The 23,479-nt window shown below is 63.6% G+C and carries 18 protein-coding genes; 10 read left to right on the top strand and 8 right to left on the bottom strand.

Translation table 11 applies throughout. The annotated features are described in order from the left end of the window. Window positions 1–74 precede the first annotated feature (74 nt). The 8 genes from nuoG (at window position 75) to nuoN (ending at window position 10,136) form a co-directional block, all read left to right on the top strand. The gene (gene nuoG / locus ACYCFC_RS09235; protein WP_459653764.1) at window positions 75–2,798 is read left to right on the top strand and encodes an NADH-quinone oxidoreductase subunit NuoG; all 2,724 of its coding nucleotides are present in this window, start codon (window positions 75–77) and stop codon (window positions 2,796–2,798) included. After that, window positions 2,795–3,790 carry an NADH-quinone oxidoreductase subunit NuoH gene (gene nuoH / locus ACYCFC_RS09240; protein ID WP_459653765.1) on the top strand — a complete coding sequence of 332 codons (996 nt, stop codon included), beginning with the start codon at window positions 2,795–2,797 and terminating at the stop codon, window positions 3,788–3,790. The genes nuoG and nuoH overlap by 4 nt, the downstream gene beginning before the upstream one ends. 12 nt (window positions 3,791–3,802) lie before the next feature. Then, window positions 3,803–4,351 (top strand): NADH-quinone oxidoreductase subunit NuoI, encoded by a 549-nt coding sequence (gene nuoI, locus ACYCFC_RS09245; RefSeq protein WP_181085920.1) that lies wholly within the window; start codon window positions 3,803–3,805, stop codon window positions 4,349–4,351. A gap of 103 nt (window positions 4,352–4,454) precedes the next feature. Continuing rightward, window positions 4,455–4,955: an NADH-quinone oxidoreductase subunit J gene (gene nuoJ, locus ACYCFC_RS09250; RefSeq protein WP_459653766.1), complete on the top strand. Its 501-nt coding sequence runs from the start codon at window positions 4,455–4,457 to the stop codon at window positions 4,953–4,955. A gap of 3 nt (window positions 4,956–4,958) precedes the next feature. Continuing rightward, on the top strand, window positions 4,959–5,267 hold the full coding sequence (nuoK, locus tag ACYCFC_RS09255) for an NADH-quinone oxidoreductase subunit NuoK (RefSeq protein WP_181085916.1): 309 nt from the start codon (window positions 4,959–4,961) through the stop codon (window positions 5,265–5,267). After that, on the top strand, window positions 5,264–7,108 hold the full coding sequence (gene nuoL, locus ACYCFC_RS09260; protein WP_459653767.1) for an NADH-quinone oxidoreductase subunit L: 1,845 nt from the start codon (window positions 5,264–5,266) through the stop codon (window positions 7,106–7,108). The genes nuoK and nuoL overlap by 4 nt, the downstream gene beginning before the upstream one ends. A gap of 21 nt (window positions 7,109–7,129) precedes the next feature. Further along, window positions 7,130–8,659 (top strand): NADH-quinone oxidoreductase subunit M, encoded by a 1,530-nt coding sequence (gene nuoM, locus ACYCFC_RS09265; protein WP_459653768.1) that lies wholly within the window; start codon window positions 7,130–7,132, stop codon window positions 8,657–8,659. A gap of 7 nt (window positions 8,660–8,666) precedes the next feature. Next, entirely contained in the window at window positions 8,667–10,136 is a 1,470-nt protein-coding gene (gene nuoN, locus ACYCFC_RS09270) for an NADH-quinone oxidoreductase subunit NuoN (RefSeq protein WP_459653769.1), read from the top strand. A gap of 458 nt (window positions 10,137–10,594) precedes the next feature. Here nuoN and ACYCFC_RS09275 read toward each other — a convergent pair whose 3' ends face one another. The 8 genes from ACYCFC_RS09275 to ACYCFC_RS09310 all read right to left on the bottom strand — a co-directional run bounded on the left by ACYCFC_RS09275 (window position 10,595) and on the right by ACYCFC_RS09310 (window position 21,061). Next, window positions 10,595–12,970 (bottom strand): efflux RND transporter permease subunit, encoded by a 2,376-nt coding sequence (locus ACYCFC_RS09275; RefSeq protein ID WP_459653770.1) that lies wholly within the window; start codon window positions 12,968–12,970, stop codon window positions 10,595–10,597. Then, window positions 12,967–14,070 carry a YCF48-related protein gene (locus ACYCFC_RS09280; RefSeq protein ID WP_181086530.1) on the bottom strand — a complete coding sequence of 368 codons (1,104 nt, stop codon included), beginning with the start codon at window positions 14,068–14,070 and terminating at the stop codon, window positions 12,967–12,969. The genes ACYCFC_RS09275 and ACYCFC_RS09280 overlap by 4 nt, the downstream gene beginning before the upstream one ends. Before the next feature lie 235 nt (window positions 14,071–14,305). Beyond that, entirely contained in the window at window positions 14,306–16,963 is a 2,658-nt protein-coding gene (gene pepN / locus ACYCFC_RS09285; protein ID WP_459653771.1) for an aminopeptidase N, read from the bottom strand. Window positions 16,964–17,035: 72 nt separating this feature from the next. Continuing rightward, entirely contained in the window at window positions 17,036–17,875 is an 840-nt protein-coding gene (locus tag ACYCFC_RS09290; protein ID WP_459653772.1) for a DUF2797 domain-containing protein, read from the bottom strand. Beyond that, entirely contained in the window at window positions 17,875–18,150 is a 276-nt protein-coding gene (locus tag ACYCFC_RS09295; RefSeq protein ID WP_181086527.1) for a YeaC family protein, read from the bottom strand. Before ACYCFC_RS09295 ends, ACYCFC_RS09290 begins: the two co-directional genes overlap by 1 nt. Window positions 18,151–18,359: 209 nt before the next feature. Beyond that, window positions 18,360–19,214, bottom strand: coding sequence for a rhomboid family intramembrane serine protease (locus ACYCFC_RS09300; protein WP_181086526.1), 855 nt, complete (start codon window positions 19,212–19,214; stop codon window positions 18,360–18,362). Beyond that, window positions 19,215–20,174, bottom strand: a complete 960-nt coding sequence (locus ACYCFC_RS09305) for a metallophosphoesterase (RefSeq protein ID WP_181086525.1) — start codon at window positions 20,172–20,174, stop codon at window positions 19,215–19,217. Next, window positions 20,174–21,061 carry an NAD(+) kinase gene (locus ACYCFC_RS09310; RefSeq protein WP_181086524.1) on the bottom strand — a complete coding sequence of 296 codons (888 nt, stop codon included), beginning with the start codon at window positions 21,059–21,061 and terminating at the stop codon, window positions 20,174–20,176. Before ACYCFC_RS09310 ends, ACYCFC_RS09305 begins: the two co-directional genes overlap by 1 nt. A gap of 165 nt (window positions 21,062–21,226) precedes the next feature. Between ACYCFC_RS09310 and ACYCFC_RS09315 the strand changes: the two genes are divergently transcribed. After that, the gene (locus ACYCFC_RS09315) at window positions 21,227–22,171 is read left to right on the top strand and encodes a DUF1853 family protein (protein WP_459653773.1); all 945 of its coding nucleotides are present in this window, start codon (window positions 21,227–21,229) and stop codon (window positions 22,169–22,171) included. Window positions 22,172–22,238: 67 nt separating this feature from the next. Continuing rightward, window positions 22,239–23,450 (top strand): chromate efflux transporter, encoded by a 1,212-nt coding sequence (gene chrA / locus ACYCFC_RS09320; protein WP_459653774.1) that lies wholly within the window; start codon window positions 22,239–22,241, stop codon window positions 23,448–23,450. Window positions 23,451–23,479 lie beyond the last annotated feature (29 nt).

The following is a 23,479-nucleotide window of genomic DNA, read 5'->3' on the forward strand; positions in this document are numbered from 1 at the left end:
GCCTCAAGCCTTCAGCCTCTAGCGAAGATTTTTCCTTAGCCAGACCCGCGCAAGCGGGATGAGAAGACCTAGAAATGGCCACTATCCACGTAGACGGCAAAGACTACGAAGTCGATGGGGCGGACAACCTCTTGCAGGCCTGTCTGTCCCTCGGCCTCGACGTTCCCTATTTCTGCTGGCACCCGGCGCTGGGCAGCGTCGGCGCCTGCCGCCAGTGCGCGGTCAAGCAGTATTCCGACGAGAACGACACGCGCGGACGGCTGGTCATGTCCTGCATGACGCCGGCCACCGACAACAGCTGGATTTCCATCGACGACGAGGAGGCCAAGGCCTTCCGCGCCAGCGTCGTCGAGTGGCTGATGCTCAACCACCCGCACGACTGCCCGGTGTGCGAGGAAGGCGGCCACTGTCATCTGCAGGACATGACGGTGATGACCGGCCACAACAAGCGCCGCTACCGTTTCACCAAGCGCACCCACCAGAACCAGGAACTCGGCCCCTTCATCGCCCACGAGATGAACCGCTGCATCGCGTGCTACCGCTGCACGCGCTACTACAAGGATTACGCTGGCGGCACCGATCTGGGCGTGTTCGGCGCCCACGACAATGTCTATTTCGGTCGCGTCGAGGATGGCGTGCTGGAAAGCGAGTTCTCCGGCAACCTCACCGAGGTCTGCCCCACCGGCGTGTTCACCGACAAAACCCATTCCGAGCGCTACAACCGCAAGTGGGACATGCAGTTCGCTCCGAGCATCTGCCACGGCTGCTCGCTGGGCTGCAACATCAGCCCGGGCGAGCGCTACGGCGAGATTCGGCGCATCGAAAACCGCTTCAATGGCGAAGTGAACCACTATTTTCTCTGCGACCGCGGTCGTTTCGGCTACGGCTACGTCAACCGCGACGACCGCCCGCGCCAGCCGCTGCTGGGCGGTGAAACCCTGGGTATCGACGCTGCCCTCGACGACGCCGCCGAGCTGCTCAGGGGCAAGCGCCTGATCGGCATCGGCTCGCCGCGCGCCAGCCTGGAGAGCAACCATGCCCTGCGCGAGCTGGTCGGTGCGGACAACTTCTACAGCGGCATCGCCGCCGCCGAGCTGGAAAACCTGCTGCTGATCCGCGACATCCTGCGCAACGGCCCGCTGCCGGTGCCCGCGCTGCGCGAGATCGAAGAGCACGACGCGGTGTTCGTCCTCGGCGAAGACCTGACCCAGACCGCCGCCCGCATGGCCCTGGCCCTGCGCCAGTCGGTCAAGGGCCGCGCCATCGAGATCGCTGCCCAGGCGAGGATTCCCGAGTGGCACCAGGCGGCGGTACAGAACGTCGCACAGAATGCCCGCAGCCCGCTATTCATCGCCAGCCTTGCTGCCACCCGCCTCGACGATGTCGCCGAGGAATGCGCGCAGGCCGCGCCGGAGGATCTGGCCCGCCTCGGCTTCGCCGTTGCCCACGCCATCGACCCCGGCGCTCCGGCAGTGACCGGCCTGGACGCCGAAGCCGCGCAGCTGGCGCAACGCATCGCCGCCGCCCTGCTGGCCGGCAAGCGCCCGCTGATCGTCTCCGGTGCTTCCCTGGGCTCGCGCGCCCTGATCGAAGCGGCGGCCAACATCGCCCAGTCCCTGAAGAGTCGCGAGAAGAACGCTTCCATCAGCCTGATCGTGCCTGAAGCCAACAGCATGGGCCTGGCCCTGATGCTCGAAGGCGAAAGCCGTGACCACTCCGCAGACGCCGCCCTGCAGGCACTCGAAGCCGGCAGCGCCAATGCCGTGCTGGTGCTGGAAAACGACCTCTACCGCCGTGCCGAACGCAGCCGGGTGGATGCCGCCCTGGCCGCTGCACAAACCGTGATCGTCGCCGACCACCAGCGCACCGAGACCAGCGCCAAGGCCCATCTGCTGCTGCCGGTGGCCAGCTTCGCCGAAGCCGACGGCACCCTGGTCAGCCAGGAAGGTCGTGCACAGCGCTTCTTCCAGGTGTTCGAGCCCAGCTACTACGACGGCAAGATCCTCGTGCGCGAAGGCTGGCGCTGGCTGCACGCGCTGCACAGCACCCTGCAGAACAAGCCCGTGGACTGGACCGATCTGGACCAGGCCAGCGCCGCCTGCGCCGCAGCCAACCCGTCACTGGCGGCCATCGTCGATGCCGCACCGCTGGCCTCGTTCCGCATCAAGGGCCTCAAACTGGCGCGCCAGCCGCTGCGCTACAGCGGACGTACCGCCATGCGCGCCAACGTCAGCGTGCACGAGCCGCGCCAGCCGCAGGATCAGGATTCGCCCTTCGCCTACTCCATGGAAGGCTATGGCGGCACCGTCGAGGATCGTCAGCAGGTGCCCTTCGCCTGGTCGCCCGGCTGGAACTCGCCGCAGGCCTGGAACAAGCTTCAGGACGAAGTGGGCGGTCATCTGCGCGCAGGCGATCCCGGCGTTCGCCTAATCCACCCGACCCATGCAGGGTTGCCCTGGTTCGCCGCCAACAGCGCCACTGCGCCCACTCCGGGCCAGTGGCTGGCGGTGCCGCTGCATCACCTGTTCGGCAGCGAGGAAACCACCGCGCTCGCCGCGCCGATCCAGCAGCGCATTCCCGCGCCCTACGTCGCCCTGGGTGAAGACGAGGCGCGGCGCCTGGCCCTTGCCGAAGGCACGCTGCTCGGGCTTGAAGTCGACGGCCAGTTCCTGCGCCTGCCGCTGCGCATCCTGCCGGAACTGGGCGAAGGGCTGGTGGGACTGCCGGTCGGCCTGCCCGGCATTCCGGCGCTGATCGCCGGCGCTGCGGTCACTGCACTGAAGGAGATCACGGCATGAGCTGGCTGACGCCCGAAATCCTCGACGTGATCATCCAGGTGATCAAATCCCTCGTCATCATGCTCGCCGTGGTGGTTGCCGGGGCGCTGCTGAGCTTCGTCGAGCGGCGCCTGCTCGGCTGGTGGCAGGACCGTCACGGTCCCAACCGGGTCGGCCCCTACGGCCTGTTCCAGCTCGGCGCGGACATGCTGAAGATGTTCTTCAAGGAGGACTGGAACCCGCCGTTCTCCGACCGCCTGATCTTCACCCTGGCGCCGGTGGTGGCGATGAGTTCGCTGCTGATCGCCTTCGCCATCGTGCCGGTGACGCCGACCTGGGGCGTGGCGGACCTGAACATCGGCCTGCTGTTCTTCTTCGCCATGGCCGGTCTCACGGTGTATGCGGTGCTCTTCGCCGGCTGGGCGAGCAACAACAAGTTCGCCCTGCTCGGCGCCCTGCGCGCCTCGGCGCAGACGGTGTCCTACGAAGTGTTCCTCGGCCTGTCGCTGATGGGCATCGTCGCGCAGGCCGGCTCGTTCAACATGCGCGACATCGTCGAGTATCAGCAGCAGAACCTGTGGTTCATCATTCCGCAGTTCCTGGGCTTCTGTACCTTCTTTATCGCTGGTGTCGCGGTTACCCACCGCCATCCCTTCGACCAGCCGGAAGCCGAGCAGGAGATTGCCGACGGCTACCACGTCGAATATGCCGGGATGAAATGGGGCATGTTCTTCGTCGGCGAGTACATCGGAGTGGTGACCATCTCGGCGCTGCTGACCACGCTGTTCTTCGGCGGCTGGCACGGCCCGTTCCTCGACACGCTGCCGTGGCTGTCGTTCTTCTATTTCGCGATCAAGACCGGCTTTTTCATCATGATCTTCATCCTGCTGCGCGCATCGCTGCCCCGACCGCGCTACGACCAGGTAATGGCCTTCGGCTGGAAGTTCTGTCTGCCGCTGACCCTGATCAACCTGCTGGTGACCGGCGCGCTCGTGCTGGCCGCGGCCCAGTAAGGAGAAAATACGATGTTCAGATATATAGGCTCGGTACTGCACGGTACCTATACCCAGCTGCGCAGCCTGATAATGGTTTTCAGCCATGGCTTTCGCAAGCGCGACACCCTGCAATACCCCGAGGAGCAGGTCTACCTGCCGCCACGCTACCGCGGTCGCATCGTCCTGACCCGCGATCCAGACGGCGAAGAGCGCTGCGTGGCCTGCAACCTCTGCGCGGTGGCCTGCCCGGTAGGCTGCATCTCCTTGCAGAAGGCCGAGACCGACGAAGGCCGCTGGTATCCGGAGTTCTTTCGCATCAACTTCTCGCGCTGCATCTTCTGCGGCCTGTGCGAGGAAGCCTGCCCGACCAACGCCATCCAGCTCACCCCGGATTTCGAGATGGGCGAATACAAGCGCCAGGACCTGGTGTACGAGAAGGAAGACCTGCTGATCTCCGGCCCCGGCAAATACCCGGACTACAACTTCTACCGCGTCTCGGGCCTGGCCATCGCCGGCAAGCCCAAGGGGGCGGCGCAGAACGAAGCCGAGCCGATCAACGTCAAGGGGTTGCTGCCATGAAGCCTTTCGATAAAAAGCGCTGGAGGCTGGAAAGCTGGACGAGTTCCCCGGCTTTTTCGTTCAGCCTTCAGCCTTCAGCCTTCCAGCGCTCTAGGAGCTTGTGATGGAATTCGCCTTCTACTTCTCCTCCGGCGTGGCCGTGGTGTCCACGCTGCGGGTCGTCACCGGCAGCAATCCGGTGCACGCACTGCTTTACCTGGTCATCTCGCTGCTGGCGGTGGCCATGTGCTTCTTCGCCCTCGGTGCGCCCTTCGCCGGCGCTCTGGAAATCATCGTCTATGCCGGCGCCATCATGGTGCTGTTCGTGTTCGTGGTGATGATGCTCAACCTGGGGCGCAACACGGTCAGCCAGGAACGCGCCTGGATGGCCCCGCGCCTGTGGATCGGGCCATCGCTGCTGGCCGCCGCCCTGCTCGCCCAGCTGCTTTACGCCCTGTTCAGCGAACCTTCGGGCGCGACGCTGGGGCAGACCGAGGTCGGCCCGAAGGAAGTCGGCATCGCGCTGTTCGGCCCCTACCTGCTGATCGTCGAGCTGGCCTCGCTGCTGCTGCTCGGCGCGCTGGTCGCAGCCTTCCACCTGGGCCGTCACGAGGCGAAGGAGTAACCCATGCACGCCATTCCCCTCGAACACGGCCTGGCCGTCGCCGCCCTGCTGTTCAGCCTGGGCCTGGTCGGCCTGATGGTGCGGCGCAACATCCTGTTCATGCTGATGAGCCTGGAAATCATGATGAATTCCGCCGGCCTGGCTTTCGTGGTCGCCGGCAGCCGCTGGGGCCAGCCTGATGGGCAGATCATGTTCATCCTGGTGATCACCCTGGCCGCCGCCGAAGCCGCCATCGGCCTGGCGATCCTGCTGCAGCTGTACCGCCGCTTCAACACCCTCGATGTCGATGCCGCAAGCGAGATGCACGGATGAACCTACTACTGCTCACCTTCGTCTTTCCGCTGCTGGGCTATCTGCTGCTGGCCTTCTCGCGCGGACGCCTGTCGGAAAACCTCGCCGCGACCATCGGCGTGGGCTCGATCGGCCTGTCGGCTCTGACCAGCGCCTGGATCATCTGGCAGTTCAATGCCGCGCCACCGCAAGGCGGCGTCTACACCCAGGTGCTCTGGCAATGGCTGAACGTCTCCGGCTTCCAGGCGGACTTCGGCCTGCATCTGGATGGCCTGTCGCTGACCATGCTCGGCGTGGTCACCGGCGTCGGCTTTCTGATCCACCTGTTCGCCAGCTGGTACATGCGCGGCGAGGAAGGCTATTCGCGCTTCTTCGCCTACACCAACCTGTTCATCTTCAGCATGGTCCTGCTGGTACTGGGCGACAACCTGCTGCTGCTGTACTTCGGCTGGGAAGGCGTAGGGCTGTGCTCCTACCTGCTGATCGGCTTCTACTTCAAGGAGCGCAAGAACGGCAACGCCGCGCTCAAGGCCTTTCTCGTCACCCGCGTCGGCGACGTGCTGATGGCTTTCGGCCTGTTCATCCTGTTCGTCCAGCTCGGCACCCTGAACATCCAGGAACTGCTGAGCCTGGCGCCGCAGAAATTCGCCGAAGGCGATCTCTGGATCACCCTGGCGACCCTGGCGCTGCTCGGCGGCGCGGTGGGCAAGTCCGCCCAGTTGCCGCTGCAGACCTGGCTGGCCGACGCCATGGCCGGCCCGACCCCGGTCTCGGCGCTGATCCACGCCGCGACCATGGTCACCGCCGGGGTCTACCTGATCGCCCGTGCCCACGGTCTGTTCCTGCTCGCACCGGACGTGCACGAGCTGGTCGGCATCGTCGGCGGCGTGACCCTGGTACTGGCCGGCTGCGCCGCGCTGGTGCAGACCGACATCAAGCGCATCCTCGCCTACTCGACCATGAGCCAGATCGGCTACATGTTCCTGGCGCTGGGCGTGGGCGCCTGGGACGCGGCGATCTTCCACCTGATGACCCACGCCTTCTTCAAGGCGCTGCTGTTCCTCGCCTCAGGCAGCGTGATCCACGCCTGCCACCACGAGCAGAACATCTTCAGGATGGGCGGCCTGTGGAAGAAACTGCCGCTGGCCTATGCCAGCTTCATCGTCGGCGGCGCCGCGCTGGCCGCCCTGCCGCTGATCACCGCCGGTTTCTATTCCAAGGACGAGATTCTCTGGGAGGCCTTCGCCAGTGGCCATAGCGGGCTGCTCTATGCGGGCCTGATCGGTGCCTTCCTGACCTCGCTGTACACCTTCCGGCTGATCTTCATCGCCTTCCACGGCGAAGCGCAGACCGAAGCCCATGCCGGGCGTGGTCTGGCCCACAACCTACCGCTGCTGGTGCTGATCGTGCTGTCCACCTTCGTCGGCGCGCTGATCGTGCCGCCGCTGGCCGGTGTGCTGCCGCAAAGCATCGGGCATGCCGGTGGCGACGGTCGGATCGGCCTGGAGATCTTCTCCGGCGTGGTCGCGGTGGCCGGCATCCTGCTCGCCGCGCTGCTGTTCCTCGGCAAGCGCAGTCTGGCCACGGCCATCGCACAGAGCGCGCCGGGACGTTTCCTGTCGGCCTGGTGGTTCGCCGCCTGGGGCTTCGACTGGCTCTACGACAAGCTCTTCGTGCAGCCCTACCTGCTGATCTGCCGCCTGCTTGCGCGTGACCCCATCGACGCCGGCATCGGCCTGGTGCCGCGCACCGCACGCGGCAGCCATGCCCTGCTGAGTCGCAGCGAAACCGGCCAGTTGCGCTGGTACGCTCTGTCCATCGTTGGCGGAGCCGTGCTGCTGCTCGGCATCGTTCTGCTCTGACTTGTCCAAGGATTCGATATCGTGATTCTGCCCTGGCTAATCCTGATTCCCTTCATCGGCGGCTTGCTCTGCTGGGTGGTCGAGCATTTCGACCAGACCCTGCCGCGCTGGATCGCCCTGTTCACCATGGGCCTGCTGCTGGGCCTGGGCCTCTGGCTGTGGAGCACCGGCGACTACAGCCTGGCGCCCTCGCCCGACGCCGCCTCGACCTGGGCACTGGAGTTCAAGCACGTCTGGATCGAGCGTTTCGGCATCAACCTGCACCTGGCGCTCGATGGCCTGTCGCTGCTGATGATCCTGCTCACCGGCCTGCTCGGCGTGCTCTCGGTGCTCTGCTCGTGGAAAGAAATCCAGCGCCACGTCGGCTTCTTCCACCTCAACCTGATGTGGATTCTCGGCGGTGTGGTCGGCGTGTTCCTCGCCCTGGACCTGTTCCTGTTCTTCTTTTTCTGGGAAATGATGCTGGTGCCGATGTACTTCCTCATCGCGCTCTGGGGGCACAGCGCCGAAGGCAAGCGCTCGCGGATCCACGCCGCCACCAAGTTCTTCATCTACACCCAGGCCAGCGGCCTGATCATGCTGGTGGCCATCCTCGGCCTGGTGCTGGTGAACTACCACAACACTGGCGTGCTGACCTTCGACTACGAACTGCTGCTCAACGCAGAGCTGGACCCGGCCATCGAATGGCTGCTGATGCTGGGCTTCTTCATCGCCTTCGCGGTCAAGTTTCCCATCGTGCCGCTGCACTCCTGGCTGCCCGACGCCCACGCCCAAGCGCCTACCGCCGGCTCGGTGGACCTGGCCGGCATCCTGCTGAAAACCGCCGCCTACGGCATGATCCGCTTTGCCCTGCCGCTGTTTCCCAACGCCTCGGTGGAGTTCGCGCCGATTGCCATGGCGCTGGGCCTGATCGGCATTTTCTACGGCGCCCTCCTGGCCTTCGCCCAGACCGACATCAAGCGCCTGGTGGCCTATTCGAGCATCTCGCACATGGGCTTCGTGCTGATCGGCATCTACGCCGGCAGCGAGCTGGCGCTGCAGGGCGCGGTGGTGCTGATGATCGCCCACGGCATTTCCGCCGCCGGGCTGTTCATCCTCTGCGGCCAGCTCTACGAACGCCTGCATACCCGTGACATGCGCGAAATGGGCGGCCTCTGGTCGTGCCTGCCGTGGCTGCCGGCGCTGAGCCTGTTCTTCGCCGCCGCCTCCCTGGGCCTGCCCGGCACCGGCAACTTCGTCGGCGAGTTCGTGGTGCTGTTCGGTGCCTTCGGCCAGTGGCCCTGGGTCGTGGTGATCGCCACCTTCGGCCTGGTGTTCTCCTCGGTCTACTCGCTGATCATGATCCACCGCGCGCATTTCGGAGCGAACCGTATCGAGAGGACACTGAAAGGACTGGATGCCCGCGAAGTCAGCATGATCCTGCTGCTGGCGCTGCTGCTGGTCCTGCTCGGCGTCTATCCGCAGCCGGTGTTCGACACCTCGCTGGCGACCATGAGCGGCGTGCAGCAGTGGGTCGGCGCCGCTTTCTCCCCATTCGCTTCAGTCCGGTAGCCGCACCATGGAATTCACTCAACAACACTTCATCGCCCTGCTGCCGCTGCTGATCGTCTGCACCACCGCCATCGTAGTGATGCTGGCGATCGCCTGGCGGCGCAATCACGAGCAGAGTTTCATCCTCAGCGCCATCGGTCTGGTTCTCGCGCTGCTGTCGATTCCGCTGGCCCACCCGCCCGGCGGGCTCGGCGTGACCGCGCTGCTGCGGATGGACAACTTCGCTTACCTCTACACGGCGCTGGTCCTGATCGCGACCCTGGCCTGCGTCACCCTGGCCCACGCCTACCTGGGCGAAAGTTCGACGGGCAGCGGCTTCCCCGGCAACCGCGAAGAGCTGTACCTGTTGATGCTGCTGTCCGCAGCCGGTGGCCTGGTGCTGGTCAGCGCACAGCACCTGGCCAGCCTGTTCATCGGCCTGGAGCTGCTCTCGGTGCCGGTCTACGGGCTGGTGGCCTATGCCTTCTTCAACAGGCGCTCACTGGAAGCCGGCATCAAGTACATGGTGCTGTCCGCCGCCGGCAGCGCCTTCCTGCTGTTCGGCATCGCCCTGCTCTATGCCGAATCCGGCAGCCTGCTGTTCAGCGAGATCGGCGTCAGCCTGGCCAGCCAGGGCTCATCGCTGCTGGTGCAGGCCGGGATCGGCATGATGCTGGTCGGGCTGGGCTTCAAGCTGTCGCTGGTGCCCTTCCACCTGTGGACCCCGGACGTCTACGAAGGCGCCCCCGCACCGGTGACGGCCTATCTCGCCACTGCCAGCAAGGTCGCGGTATTCGTGGTGCTGCTGCGGCTCTACCAGCTGTCACCGGCCACCGCCGGCGGCTGGCTCGACGATGCACTGGGCCTGATCGCCATCGCATCGATCCTGGCCGGCAACCTGCTGGCGCTGAACCAGAGCAACCTCAAGCGTCTGCTGGGTTATTCCTCCATCGCCCATTTCGGCTACCTGCTGGTGGCGCTGATCGCCAGCGATGGCCTGGCGGTAGAAGCCGTCGGGGTCTACCTGGCGGCCTACGTGCTGACCAGCCTCGGCGCGTTCGGCGTGATCAGCCTGATGTCCAGCCCCTTCAAGGGCCGCGATGCGGATGCGCTGTATGAGTACCGTGGCCTGTTCTGGCGGCGCCCCTACCTGACGGCGGTGCTGGCGACGATGATGCTGTCGCTGGCCGGCATCCCGCTGACGGCGGGCTTCATCGGCAAGTTCTACGTGGTCGCCAGCGGTGTGCAGTCACAGCTGTGGTGGCTGCTGGGCACGCTGATCATCGGCAGCGCCATCGGCCTGTACTACTACCTGCGGGTGATGGTCACCCTGTTCCTGCTCGAACCCGGCCTGCGTCGCCACGACGCCCCCTTCGATTGGAGCCAGCGGGCGGGCGGCATCATGCTGCTGGTGATTGCGCTGCTGGTGTTCCTGCTGGGCGTCTATCCTCAGCCGCTGCTGGAAATGGTGCAGCAGGCGGGTCTTGTCGCCGGCTAAGTCCGCCGGCAAACAGCCAGACGCGGTAAATACCGAAGTGTTACGCGTGGATTGTGCTCTCCGAAGGTCGGATTACGCCTACGGCTAATCCGACCTACGAAAGCGGCGTCCACACGCAATCCGTAGGTCGGGTCGCGCTTCACCGACCCGACGAGCGAGGTCAAGGTCGTTCGCTGGAGTACGCCACGCATCGTCGGATTACGCCTACGGCTAATCCGACCTACGAAAGCGGCGTCCACACGCAATCCGTAGGTCGGGTCGCGCTTCACCGACCCGACGAGCAAGATCAAGGTCGTTCGCAGGAGTACGCCACGCATCGTCGGAATCCACCTTCGGAAACCCGGATTACCCCTTCGACTAATCCAGGCTACGGTCTAACGACGACAGGTCCCGCCTGTAAAAAAACAAGGCCCGCATCCTTCGATGCGGGCCTCTGTTGCAACCAATCACTGAAAGGGTCAGTGCGCTATCAGCGACCCTCCCGTCTTGCCTTCCAGCTTCTGTGGCTTGATCAGGAAGCGCGCCAGCGCCGGCAACAGCCACAGGGCACCGAACATGTTGACGATGAACATGAAGGTCAGCATCAGGCCCATGTCCGCCTGGAACTTGATCGCCGAGAACACCCAGGTAAAGACGCCGATTGCCAGGCACACACCGGTGAACATGACAGCCTTGCCGGTCGATTTGAGTGTCTGGTAGTAGGCTTCCTGCAGCGTCATACCCTGACGCAGGTAGGTTTCGAGACGGCTGTAGATATAGATGCCGTAATCCACGCCGATACCCACGCCCAGGGCGATTACCGGCAGCGTCGCCACTTTCACCCCGATACCCATATACGCCATCAGCGCATTGCCCAGAATGGACGTCAGCACCAGCGGCAGAATGACACACAGGGTTGCCGCGACTGATCGGAAGGTCAGCAGACACATGAAGCTCACCGCCGCATAGACGGCAATCAACATGGTGGTTTCCGATGCCGCGATAACCTCATTGGTCGCCGCCTCGATACCAGCGTTGCCTGCTGCGAGCACGAATTCCAGCCCTTCGCGATTGTTCGCTTCGGCAAATTCACTGGCAGCAGAAACCACATGATCCAGGGTTTCCGCCTTGTGGTCGTTAAGGAACACCAATACCGGAGCCAGCGAGCAATCACCGTTGTACATGCCTTCGGCGCGGGCAATGGAATTGTTGAGCACAAACTGATTACGCGACAGCGTTTCCCATTTCAGGCTGCCCTCGTTCATACCCTTGATGCTCTGACGAGCCACGGTCACCATCGATACCGCCGACTGTACGCCTGCGGTGTTTTCCATCTTCCACATCAACTCATCCATGGCGGCGAGCGTGTCGTAGTGGGCACAGCCCTCGGGCGCCGTCTTTACCATGATCACCAGCACATCGGAGCTGGTCGAGTAATTGTTGATGATGAAATCGTTATCCAGGTTGTAGCGCGAGTCCGGGTGCAGTTCCGGGGCACCCTGGTCGAGATCGCCGATCTTCAGGTTCTGCCCGTACCAGAGGCCGCCGCCGACAGCGAGCAGGGCAATCACGATGGAAACCGGTGCGACAACCGGATTGGCGAAATTGGACAGCAGCCGCCAGAACGGATGTTCGCGCGAGGCGTCTTCACGCGCCTGCTTGACCGCGCGCTGGCTGATTCCCATGTAGGAAATCGCCACCGGAAGCAGGATCAGGTTGGTCAGGATGATCACCGCCACGCCGAGCGACGCACCGATGGCCAGCTCGCGGATCACCCCGATGTCGATCAGCAGGAGTGTCACGAAGCCCACGGCATCGGAAGCCAGCGCCACCATGCCGGGCACGAACAGCTGGCGGAACGCCAGGCGCGCCGCAATCAGGGGATCGTCGGTTTCGCCCGACGCCATGGCAATGCCGTTGATTTTCTGCACGCCGTGGGAAATACCGATGGCGAACACCAGGAACGGCACCAGCATCGAGTACGGATCCAAACCGAAACCCAGGGTGTGCAGCAGGCCGAGCTGCCATGCCACCGCGATCAGCGTCGTCACCACCACCGCGATGGTGCTCTTCACGCAGCGGGTGAACCACAGCAACAGCGCCAGCGTGATGCCGATGGCGACGAAGAAGAACAGCACCACGCCCGCCAGCCCATCGATCAGATCGCCAACCTTCTTGGCGAAACCGATAATGTGGATTTCCACGTTGGGATTCTGTGTCTGGTACTTGTCGCGGATTTTCTCCTCGAGTTCATGGGAGAACTGCTGATAGTCGAGGTTGATCAGTCTGCTGCGATCTTCAGGATCGGAATAGGACTCCATCAGCGGCACATCGATGATGCTCGACTTGAAGTTGTTAGCGACCAGACGCCCGACCTGTCCCGACTTGAGAATGTTATTGCGCAGGTCTTCCAGGCTCTCCTCAGAGCCATCGTAGGTCTGGGGGATCACTTCACCGCCAGCGAAGCCCTGCTCGGTCACTTCGGTCCAGCGAACACTGGAGCTCCAGAGCGACTTCATGTTCGAGCGATCGACACCCTGGATATAGAAGATTTCGTCATGGATCTGGCGAAGCGTTTCCATGTACTCCCTGGAAAAGATGTCGCCATCCTTGGCCGCCACCGAAATACGCACCGTATTGCCGAGGTTGGCCAGATCATCACGATGCTCGAGCATGTTCTGGATATAAGGGTGCCCCAGCGGAATCATCTTTTCGAAGCTGGTCGAAGGCCGTACCTGCGCGGCCTGATAAAACAGGAATACGCTGATAAGCAGGCAGATCAGGACCACAAGCGGCCGATTGTTGAAAATCAGACGTTCCAGGAAGGAAGCTGGTTTCTGTTGATGCTTGGTCATGGCTGCTCCGGCTTATTGTTTTTGTTGGGCAGATCCGCGCCCGACGGCGAAGCGATGCGTACACCACTCTGCCCTACCAGGATCAGGTTGCCGTGGGCATTGGCCACGACACCGGACAGGGAGCGTCGATCAGGGCGGTTGTAAATCTCGAACGAACGCCCCTGATCATCGCTGCTCAGGACCACACCACCGTGACCGATAACCACCATGCGGCCATCGCCGAGAACGTTGCCGTCGGCAAGGCCGGCTTCCAGCGGATTATCGCGGTTGCCCAGGGATATCGTTTCCCAGCTGCTGCCGAAATCCATCGAACGGAACAGGTGCCCACGCAGTCCGAAGGCAACCACAAGGCCCGCTTCGCTGCCACTGATCACGCCGAACAGCGAGCCCTGATAAGGTGACTCGACTCGCTCCCAGGTCTGCCCCATATCCGGAGAGCGGAACATTCCACCCATCTCGCCGACGACGAACAGACCGGAGTCCTTGATCGCGGTGATGGCGTTCAGGTGGTAGCCGTCTTCATTGTCGAGCCGATCCCTGATGTCCTCCCAGTGCTGACCACCGTCATGGGTTTCCAGCAACGTCCCGTAGGCACCCACCGCCAGCCCGTGTTCGGCATTCTCGAACCAGACGTCAAGCAGAGGCACTTCGCCCTCACGATCCTCGTACTGGGGTGCCCAGGTCTCCCCGCCATCGGTGGTTGCCAGGATCAGCGCATCGTGGCCGACGGCCCAGCCATGCCGATCATCAGTGAAATAGACGGCGGTAAGCAGTTGCCGGGTGGGCACCTTCGCCTGGGTCCAGCTGGCACCACCATCGTCGGAGTAGAGGATATGGCCCCGGTCACCCGCAACTACCAGACGAGACCCTGCATGGGTTACGTCCAGGAGCAGGCTGGAAGCCGCTTTCGGGGACTCGATGGAATAGCGAATCTGGGGATCGCCAGGCTGTGCATGAAGCGAAGCACCGCCACACAGCAGTGCAAACAGGCTGCATGCCGAAAATAAACGGACCAAGGACGAGAAGCAGTTGCGCTTCGGCCTACAGGACGCGGCAGGCACAGGGCCAGCCTGGCCACGCCAGAAGACGGGCTCAGTCATAACAATCCCCTTTGTTCTTATTAGCAAGGGCCCGTAACCAACGACGGGCGCAGCCATCCTAGCCAGCTTTGGAAAGCACTTACAATCGACGGGACGTTATCTTTTGTTAACTCTCGAGACCTGATCACAGGACCGGATCAGGTTGACGGTGCCGGCTCCAGAAACCCACCGGCTGGCGATGCTGCGCAAGCCATCGCCATGATCCACTGGCTTCTGGAAAAGCCGGCTCGATACCTCAAGCCAGGCTCTTGCTCACCACTTCATAGACATCGCTGGACAGCTCGCCGGAGGCCAGGATGCGCTCCAGTTCGGCCTTCATCAGCGCCTGGCGGCTGCTGTCGTACTTGCGCCAGCGGGTCAGCGGCCCGAGCAGGCGCGAGGCGATTTGCGGGTTCATGGCATTCAGCGTGATGACCTGATCGGCCAGGAAGCGGTAGCCGCTGCCATCGGCGCGGTGGAAGTTGACCAGGTTCTGGCCGGCGAAGGCGCCGATCAGCGCGCGTACCTTGTTGGGGTTCTTCAGGGTGAAGGCCGGATGCTGCATCAGCGCCTGCACGCGCTCCAGGCCGCCGGGCAACGGACTGGCCGCCTGCACGCTGAACCACTGGTCCATCACCAGCGGGTTGTCCTTGAAGTGCTCGGCGAAGGTCTGCAGCGCCAGCGCGCGCTTCTCTTCGAACGGCGAGTTGATCAGCGAGGCCAGCGCCGACAGGCGCTCGGTCATGTTGTCGGCGGTGTCGAACTGGTCCAAGCACAGCGAGAGGATGTCCGAACGCTCGCTGAACATCAGGTAGGCCAGCGCGATGTTCTGCAGCGCGCGGCGGGCGAAGTGTTCCGCCGAGGCTACGTAGGGCGTCTGCCGCGATACTTCGCGATGAGTCATGTAGCGCTGGTAGAGCGGCTCGAACAGTCGGCTGCCCAGTTCGCGCCGGGCGAATTCGCGTGCGGCGTGGATGGCGTCGACATCGGCCACTTCGCTGATTTCGGTGAGATAGGCTTCGCTGGGCAGCGAGAGCATTTCGGCCACCATCGCCGGGTCGAGGGTTTCGTCCTGCAGCAGGCTGCGCAACGCCCCGGTCAGGCGCTCGTCCATCGCCAGCGGCTCGCCGCGCTGATGCTGGCCGATCAGTTCCTGCAGCACCTGCACCGACAGTTGCTGGCCGGCCTCCCAGCGGTTGAAGCCGTCGGAATCATGCTGCATGAGGAACATCAGCTGGTCGCGGCTGTAGGGAAACTCCAGCTTCACCGGGGCCGAGAAGTCGCGCAGCAGCGACGGCAGCGGGCGCTCGGCGATATCGACGAACGTGAAGCTCTGCTCGGCTTCGGTCACGGCCAGCACACGGCTGGTGCCGACCGGTGCAGCCTCGCCGTGCAGGCGCAGCGGCATCTCGGAACCGTCGGCGGACAGCAGACCCAGTCCCACCGGAATGACGAAGGGTTCCTTGCTGTCCTGGCCGGGTGTCGGCGGGCAGCTCTGGCGGAAGTTCAGGGTGTAGGTGTGCGCGGCCTCGTCATAACGCTCGCTGACCGTCAGGCGCGGCGTGCCGGCCTGGCTGTACCAGCGCTTGAACTGGCTGAGGTCGGCGCCGTTGGCGTCTTCCATGGCCTTGACGAAGTCATCCACCGTCACCGCCTGGCCATCGTGACGCTCGAAATACAGGTCGCAGCCCTTGCGGAAGCCTTCCTTGCCCAGCAGCGTCTGGATCATGCGCACCACTTCCGCGCCCTTCTCGTAGACGGTCAGGGTGTAGAAGTTGGAAATTTCCATGAAGGATTCGGGGCGCACCGAATGGGCCATGGGGCCGGCATCTTCGGCGAATTGGTGGGTGCGCAGGTAGGCCACGTCCTCGATGCGCTTGACGGTCGCCGAGTTCATGTCGGCGCTGAACTGTGCATCGCGCAGGACGGTGAAGCCTTCCTTGAGCGACAGCTGGAACCAGTCGCGGCAGGTCACGCGGTTGCCCGACCAGTTGTGGAAGTACTCGTGGGCAACGATGGCTTCGACACGCTGGTGCGCGGCGTCGGTGGCGGTTTCGGCGCGGGCCAGCACGGCGCTGGAGTTGAAGATGTTGAGGCCCTTGTTTTCCATCGCCCCCATGTTGAAGTCGTTGACGGCGACGATCATGAAGATGTCCAGATCGTATTCACGACCATAGGCCTCCTCGTCCCATTTCATCGACTTCTTCAGGCTGTCCATGGCGTGCTGGCACTTGTCGATGTTTTCCGGCTCGACATAAATGCGCAGCGCCACGTCACGCCCGCTCAGGGTGGTGAAGCTGTCCTCGACGCACCAGAGATCGCCAGCCACCAGCGCAAACAGATAGGCCGGCTTCTTGAACGGGTCTTCCCAGGTCGCCCAGTGGCGGCCATCGTCTTCGCTGCCGCTGGCAATCGGGTTGCCGTTGGACAGCAGGATCGGATAGCGCTGCTTGTCGGCGCTGACCGTGGTGGTGAAGATGCTCATCACGTCCGGGCGGTCGAGGTACCAGGTGATCTTGCGAAAGCCCTCGGCCTCGCACTGGGTGCAGAACATCTTGCCGGATTTGTAGAGGCCCTCCAGCGCGGTATTGGTTTCCGGGTGGATGACCACGCTGCTGTCGAGGGTGAACTGTTCACTGTCGGGTTGCAGCGTCAGGCTTTCTTCGCCGATCTGATAATCGCCCGCCTCCAGCTGACGGTCGTTGAGCGACAGCGACAGCAGCTCCAGATCCTGACCATGCAGCTCCAGCGGCGGCAAGCCGGCACCGGCTTCCGGGTTGCGGCGCATCACCAACTGGGCATGCACCAGAGTACGGTCCTCATACAGCTCGAAGGTCAGGTGGGTTTCATCGATCAGGTACGCCGGTACCTGATAATCCTTGAGATGAATGACTTTCGGTTGTTCGGTACGCATGGGTTGGACCTCTTCTGGGCAGCGGCAAGCGGCGAGCTTCAGGCTGCAAGTAGGATTGCGTCAGCTTGCAGCTTATGCCGTGCAGCTGATGGCTAACTGATAAGCGGTGAACTTGCGGATGTTGATCACGCCGGTATCGAGGATCAGATATTGACCCTTGATGCCCTTGAGCGTGCCCTCGACCATCGGAGTCTTCTCCAGGTCCAGGCTGACGATCTTGGTCGGATAGGCGTCCACCGGATAACGGATCTCAACGACTTCGGCATCGGCCACTGGCTGGATCGCCTGCAGACCGAAGCGCTGCTGCAACGCCTGCAAACCCTCGGCACAGGCATCGAAAATGTTCTCGCGGGTCTGCACCAGATCCATCGCCTCGGCATCACCCTTGAGCAGCGCACGCCAGTTGGTGCGGTCGGCGACCTGGCTACGCAGCAGGTCTTCCACCAGACCCGACTGCTGGCGCGTGGCAACGCGCATGATCGGCAGCGCCTGGCTGGCGCCCTGGTCGAGCCAGCGGGTTGGCAACTGCGTGGCGCGGGTGATGCCCACCTTGATGCCGGACGAATTGGCCAGGTAGACCACATGGTCGGTCATGCAGAAGTCCATGCCCCACTGCGGGTCGCGGCAGGTGCCGAAATCATGATGGCACTTTTCCGGGCTCATGATGCAGACGTCGCACTGCGGCAGCTTCTTGAAACAGGGGTAGCAGTAGCCCTGGCTGAAGCTCTTGTTGGTCTTGCGCCCGCAATGGGTGCAGTTGATCGCGCCGAGATATTCCAGTCGCAGGGCCTTGCCGAGCAGAGGATTGACCGGCACCTGTTCGTCGTTCAGGCGAAAGGCGTACTGCGCCGGCACGCCGGTTTCGAGCTGCACGGACATCTTGCTCAGTGCGCCGCGTCCCAATTCAACCATCAGTGACGGGTCCCTGAAGCGGGGGCGAACAGGCTGGTGTCGATGGGCGCCTTGTTCTTGCTCTTGGAGCCGCACTCCTGGCCACCCAGGTAGCCGGTGCGCTGCTCTTCGGGAAGGTTCTGCATTTCCCAGGCGATCATTGCCGCCAGGCAGGTTTCCTTCTGCTCGACGGTCAGCTTGCGCCCATCGCCCCACTTGCCCAGTTCGACGGCAAGCTTGAGGTTTTCATAGATTTCGGGGGTGATGTTTTCGATGGCTTCGATAAAGGACGACATGGCCTGCTCCCGGTGAAAATGGGCATTCTAGCGGAACTGGCAGCCGGAAGCTGGAAGCCAGGCCGTCGGGTCATGCTTTAGCAGGCGGGGTCGAGGTCGTTCGCAAGGATTTGTGCCACGCATCGTCGGATTACGCCTGCGGATCGTCGGATTACGCCTTCGGCTAATTCGACCTACGGAAGCGCACGACGGTGGATGCCAGCATCGTTTTATTTACGCGTCAGCAAGCCGCCGATGATGCCGGTGACGCAACCCGCTACCAGCCCACCGACATGCGCCGCATTGGCGATGGCCAGAGTACCGAAGCTGAGCACCTCGATGGCTCCGGTCAGGCACACCACCAGCCAGATCAGCATCAGCACCACCACGCCCGAAGGCAGACGGTAGGCTTCGTCCGGTGCCAGTTTCTGGAACAGCCAGCAATGGCCCAGCAGCCCATAAAGCACGCCGGACAGGCCGCCGAAGATGCCGGGGCCGCCGAACACATACTGGCTGGTGTTGGACACCAGCGCGAAGAGCAGCGTCAGCCCGAGCAGCATCAGCGCGCCCTGGCGATACTCGATGCGCCGTCCCAGCTCCCAGTACCACATCGAGTTCATCGCCAGATGCAGAAAGCCGAAGTGGACGAAGATCGGTGTGATCAGCCGCCACCACTGATGCGTCGCCAGGGTCTGTTCCAGGGTGGCGAAATAGGCGTACTCGCCCTCGATATGAAAATCGCTGAAATTGAGCCAACGGATGGCAGCGAAGTTGTCGCCCAGCATCGTCACCGCCGCCGCCACCAGCGTGAGCAGTAGCATCGCCGCGGTCAGAGGGCTGCGGCGCAGGCTCGCAACGAAGCCACCGCGCCGGCTTGGCGGCTGTTCGAGCACCACGGTCTGATCGCCCTGGGGATAACGCTGGTACAACTCGCGCACCTGCTCGGCGGTTTCCGCCGGCACGCGCAGCACCTGCTCGCCCGCTTCTTCGCTGACGCGACACGGCACCTGCAGCCGTCGCAGCAGCGCGACGAAACCGCTCAAATCAACCGACAACGGCAGGCGCAAGGCCTCGACTGCGGACATCTAGCGCTCCACGTTCACCCAGAAGAATTTCGCCGGATCGAGCAGGGTTTCCTGATCGAGCCGATAAGCCACCAGCTTGTCGTTCTTCACCGCGCTGTAGTCCAGGCAGGCCAGGTTGTGACGGATCGGCGCCGGCTGCCCGCTGCGCCAGTAGTGACCGACGAACAGCAGCGGCTCATCGGGGCCATAGAGAAACAGGCGGCTCTTCTGACTCTCGCTGAGTGGCAGACAGGCCGCCTTTTCCGGCAGGCCATCGGGCTGGAAGACAATGTCGCCATAGGTCTTGGGATTTTCTTCCCAGAACTTGGTGCGAAAGAAATTGCGCGTAAAGCCCTCGGCGCTGGTCAGTGTCAGGCCCTCCGGCAGCGGCATGTCGGTGCCGCGCAACAGGCGATCCAGCGCCTTGGCGGCGAACCCCTTGGAGAAGGCCGCCTCCCGCAGAAACTCGGCATCGATCCGGCCCTGCGGCAGGCGCTGGCGCAGCTGATCGATCACCGCGTTGTCCCAGCATGCATGCACCACGCGGAAGCGCTCGCTGTGCAGGAACAACGGCAACTCCATGAACCACTCGCGAAAAGCCTGCCACTCTTCTGGATAACGCTCGAACTGCTCGAAGGTCTGTTGCAGCAGCATGGCATAGCGCGGCGTGTGTTCACGCACGAATTTCTGGCCGCTTTCCGCTGGCGCCTCGGCATACCAGCCCAGCGCGTTGAACTCATGATTGCCCATGATGCAATGGGCCTGCCCCCCCTCGACCATGCCATGCACCAGATGCAATGCCTCACGGATGCGCGGGCCACGGTCGATGATGTCGCCGAGAAAGATCACCTGCCGACGCCTGTGCCGCCAGATACCGCCTTGCTGCCGATAGCCGAGCTGATCGAGCAGGCGCGCCAGGGTACGGGCGCAACCGTGTACGTCCCCGATCAGGTCGTAGCTACGGTCCGGATCGACAATCACTATTCGCCTCCACCGAGGCGACTGCCCCAGCCCAGTTTGGTGCGGCAGACCTCGTAGTAGTTGTGGCCCAGCGGGTGGATCAAGTGCAGCTTCTGCGGCTTCTTGCGCACCGTCACGGTGTCACCGGGGGCACAGGTGAAATGGTTCTGCCCATCACAGGAGACCTGCGGGTAGATCTGCATGTTCGGCGACACCACGATCTTCAGCTCGCTGTTGCCATCGACCACGATGGGCCGACTGGACAGCGTATGCGGATACATCGGCACGATGACGATGGCATCCAGGCGCGGATGCATGATCGGCCCGCCAGCGGAAAGCGAGTAGGCCGTGGAGCCGGTGGGCGTCGCGACGATCAGGCCGTCGGCCTTCTGCGAGCAGACGAACTGACCGTCGATATACAGTTCGAATTCGATCATCCGAGTCGACTTGCCCGGATGCAGCACCACGTCATTGAGCGCATCGCCCTCGCCGATGGACTCCTCGAAGCGTCGCACCTGGGCTTCCAGCAGGAAGCGGTTCTCCAGCGTGTACTGCCCGCTGAGCACTTCGGCCACCTTCTCTTCCAGCTCGTCAGGACGGATATCGGTGAGAAAGCCCAGGCTGCCCCGGTTGATTCCCAGCACCGGCACGCGATGCTTGGCCATGGCCCGCGCCGCACCGAGCAGGCTGCCGTCGCCGCCCACCACAATCACCAGGTCGCAGGATTCGCCCAGCCGCTGCCGTGAGGAAGTCTGCATGCCGTGCCCCGGCAGCACCTCGGCAATGTTCTCTTCGAGAATCACGTGCAGATGGCGCTCCACGAGAAATTTCTTCAGCCGGCGGATGGTATCCAGCACCTGGGAGCTGCCCAGGCGGCCGATGATGCCGATATTGCGGAACTGATCCATTGAGGCTCCCTGACGGACAGAGGTGGCGGGTGGTGGCGGGCTGCTCGCGCCGCAGTGCGGTGAACGATTATGGGTGAAAGGCGCAAGGGGCGGCAAACGGACCCAGAGTCTATCTGCCGATTGCGTGCGCCGGAGCATCGACCCACCCTGGGCTATGCTTGCTGCATGAACCTGCCCAGCCTTGCCGAACTGCTGCCCGGACTCTTGCACCCGCAGGTGCGGGATCTCGCCTGGACGCTGCTCTCACCACCGCTGCTGAGCAACACGCCTGCACCGCAGCGACATCCGCTGACGGCCAGCCGCTGGGCCAGCAATCCCGATGAGCTGGCCGGCTGGCTGCACCTGCTGGACGCTCAGCCGGCGGTGCTGTACGCCTGGCTCGAACAGCGCAGCAATCGTCGGCTGGGGCTGTATTACGAGCGCCTCTGGCAATTCGCGCTGAGCCAGGCGCCAGATATCGAATTGCTGGGCGCCAACCTGCCGATCCGCCAGGACGGCCAGACGCTTGGCGAACTCGACCTGATCTTCCGCGACGCCGAAGGTGTGCATCATCTGGAACTGGCGGTGAAGTTCTACCTGGGGCTGGAAAACAGCGACCGCAGCCGACACGAACACTGGCTCGGCCCCGGCAGCCATGATCGGCTGTCCATCAAGCTGCAGCGCCTCTGCGCGCATCAACTGCAGCTGTGCTCCACCCCCTGCGCCCGCAGCATCCTCAGCGAGCTCACCTGTTGCGCAATCGACAGTGCGTTCTGGCTCGGCGGTTATCTGTTCCAGCCCTGTGGCGAAGTCCGGGTCTCACCCGTAGGCGCCAATACCACGCACCTGAGCGGGCGCTGGTTGCGCCAGCGCGACTGGCCCGATTTTGCCCGCAACCACCCGCAGCGCGATCAGGAAACACGCTGGCAGCCGCTGCCTCGCCATGCCTGGCTGGCGCCGGCACATCTGGAGAGCGCTGCGGTCTGGCAGCCGTCGGACTTCGACAACTGGGTCAATGCCACCCCGACCCGCTCGCAGCCCTGGCTGCTGGTGCGCCTCGAAGTCAATGCCGAGGCGTACTGGACTGAGCGGGAGCGCCTGTTTCTGGTACCTGATGACTGGCCTGATTGAACTGGCCCAAATACGCCTGTCATCTGCCTGTTGCATACTGGACACCTGCCACTGCACCGGTCTACAGATGCCCCCGCTCACCAACACCTCGCACAGCCTTCACTCTTCAAGCGCCTGGAGCATCTTTCTGGTCTTCCTGCGCCTGGGCCTGACCTCCTTTGGTGGCCCGGTTGCCCATATTGGCTATTTTCGCGAGGAGTTAGTCCACCGCCGCCAATGGCTCGACGAACGCAACTATGCCGATCTGGTCGCGCTCTGCCAGTTCCTGCCCGGCCCATCCAGCAGCCAGGTGGGCATCGCCATCGGCCTGCTGCGCGGCGGTTACGGTGGTTCCATAGCCGCCTGGGCCGGTTTCACCCTACCCTCGGCAATAGCGCTTCTATTGTTCGCACTGGGCATCGCCAGCTGGGGCAATGGCCTGCCGCAAGGCGTCCTGCACGGCCTGAAGATCGTCGCGGTGGCGGTCGTGGCCCAGGCGGTATGGGGCATGGCACGCAGCCTCTGCACAGACGCTCTGCGTATCGCGATGGCGCTGATCGCCGCCCTCGCAATTCTTGCCCTGCCCGGTGCATGGGCACAGCTGGGCGTGATCGCCCTGGCCGGACTCATCGGCCTGATGCTGTTTCGTCCCGCAGCGCCCGTCACCGCCACACCCTTGCAGCCGCGTACCCGCAACCTGATCGGCGTAATGGCGCTGGCTTCGTTCTTTGCTCTGCTGGCTGTCCTGCCCATGCTGGCCGCCGCTTCGAGCAGCCAGGCACTGGCTCTGCTGGATGCCTTCTACCGCGCCGGCGCGCTGGTGTTCGGTGGCGGTCACGTGGTGCTGCCGCTGCTGCAGGCCGAAGTGGTACCCAGTGGCTGGGTCGGCAATGACGTCTTCCTCGCCGGTTATGGTGCGGCCCAGGCCGTACCGGGTCCCTTATTCACCTTTTCGGCCTTCCTCGGCGGCTCCATGGCTGGCGGCAACGGACCTGTGCTGAACGCAGCCCTGTGCCTCTTCGCCATCTTCGTGCCTTCATTCCTGCTGGTCTTCGGCGTCATGCCATTCTGGGAGCGGCTGCGCGCCAACCGGCGCATACAGGCGGCCCTGGCCGGCGTGAATGCCGCGGTCGTCGGCTTACTATTGGCGGCCCTCTACGATCCGGTCTGGACCAGCGCCATTCACGGCCTGAAGGACTTTACCCTGGGCCTGATCGCCCTGGCGGCGCTGATGCTCTGGAAGCTACCGCCCTGGCTGGTGGTACTGGCCGGCGGGATCATGGGCTGGGTGCTGGGCTGAGACCCGACCGCTGCGCCCGGCACAGCCAT

The sequence above is a fragment of the Stutzerimonas sp. NM35 genome (assembly GCF_054604355.1).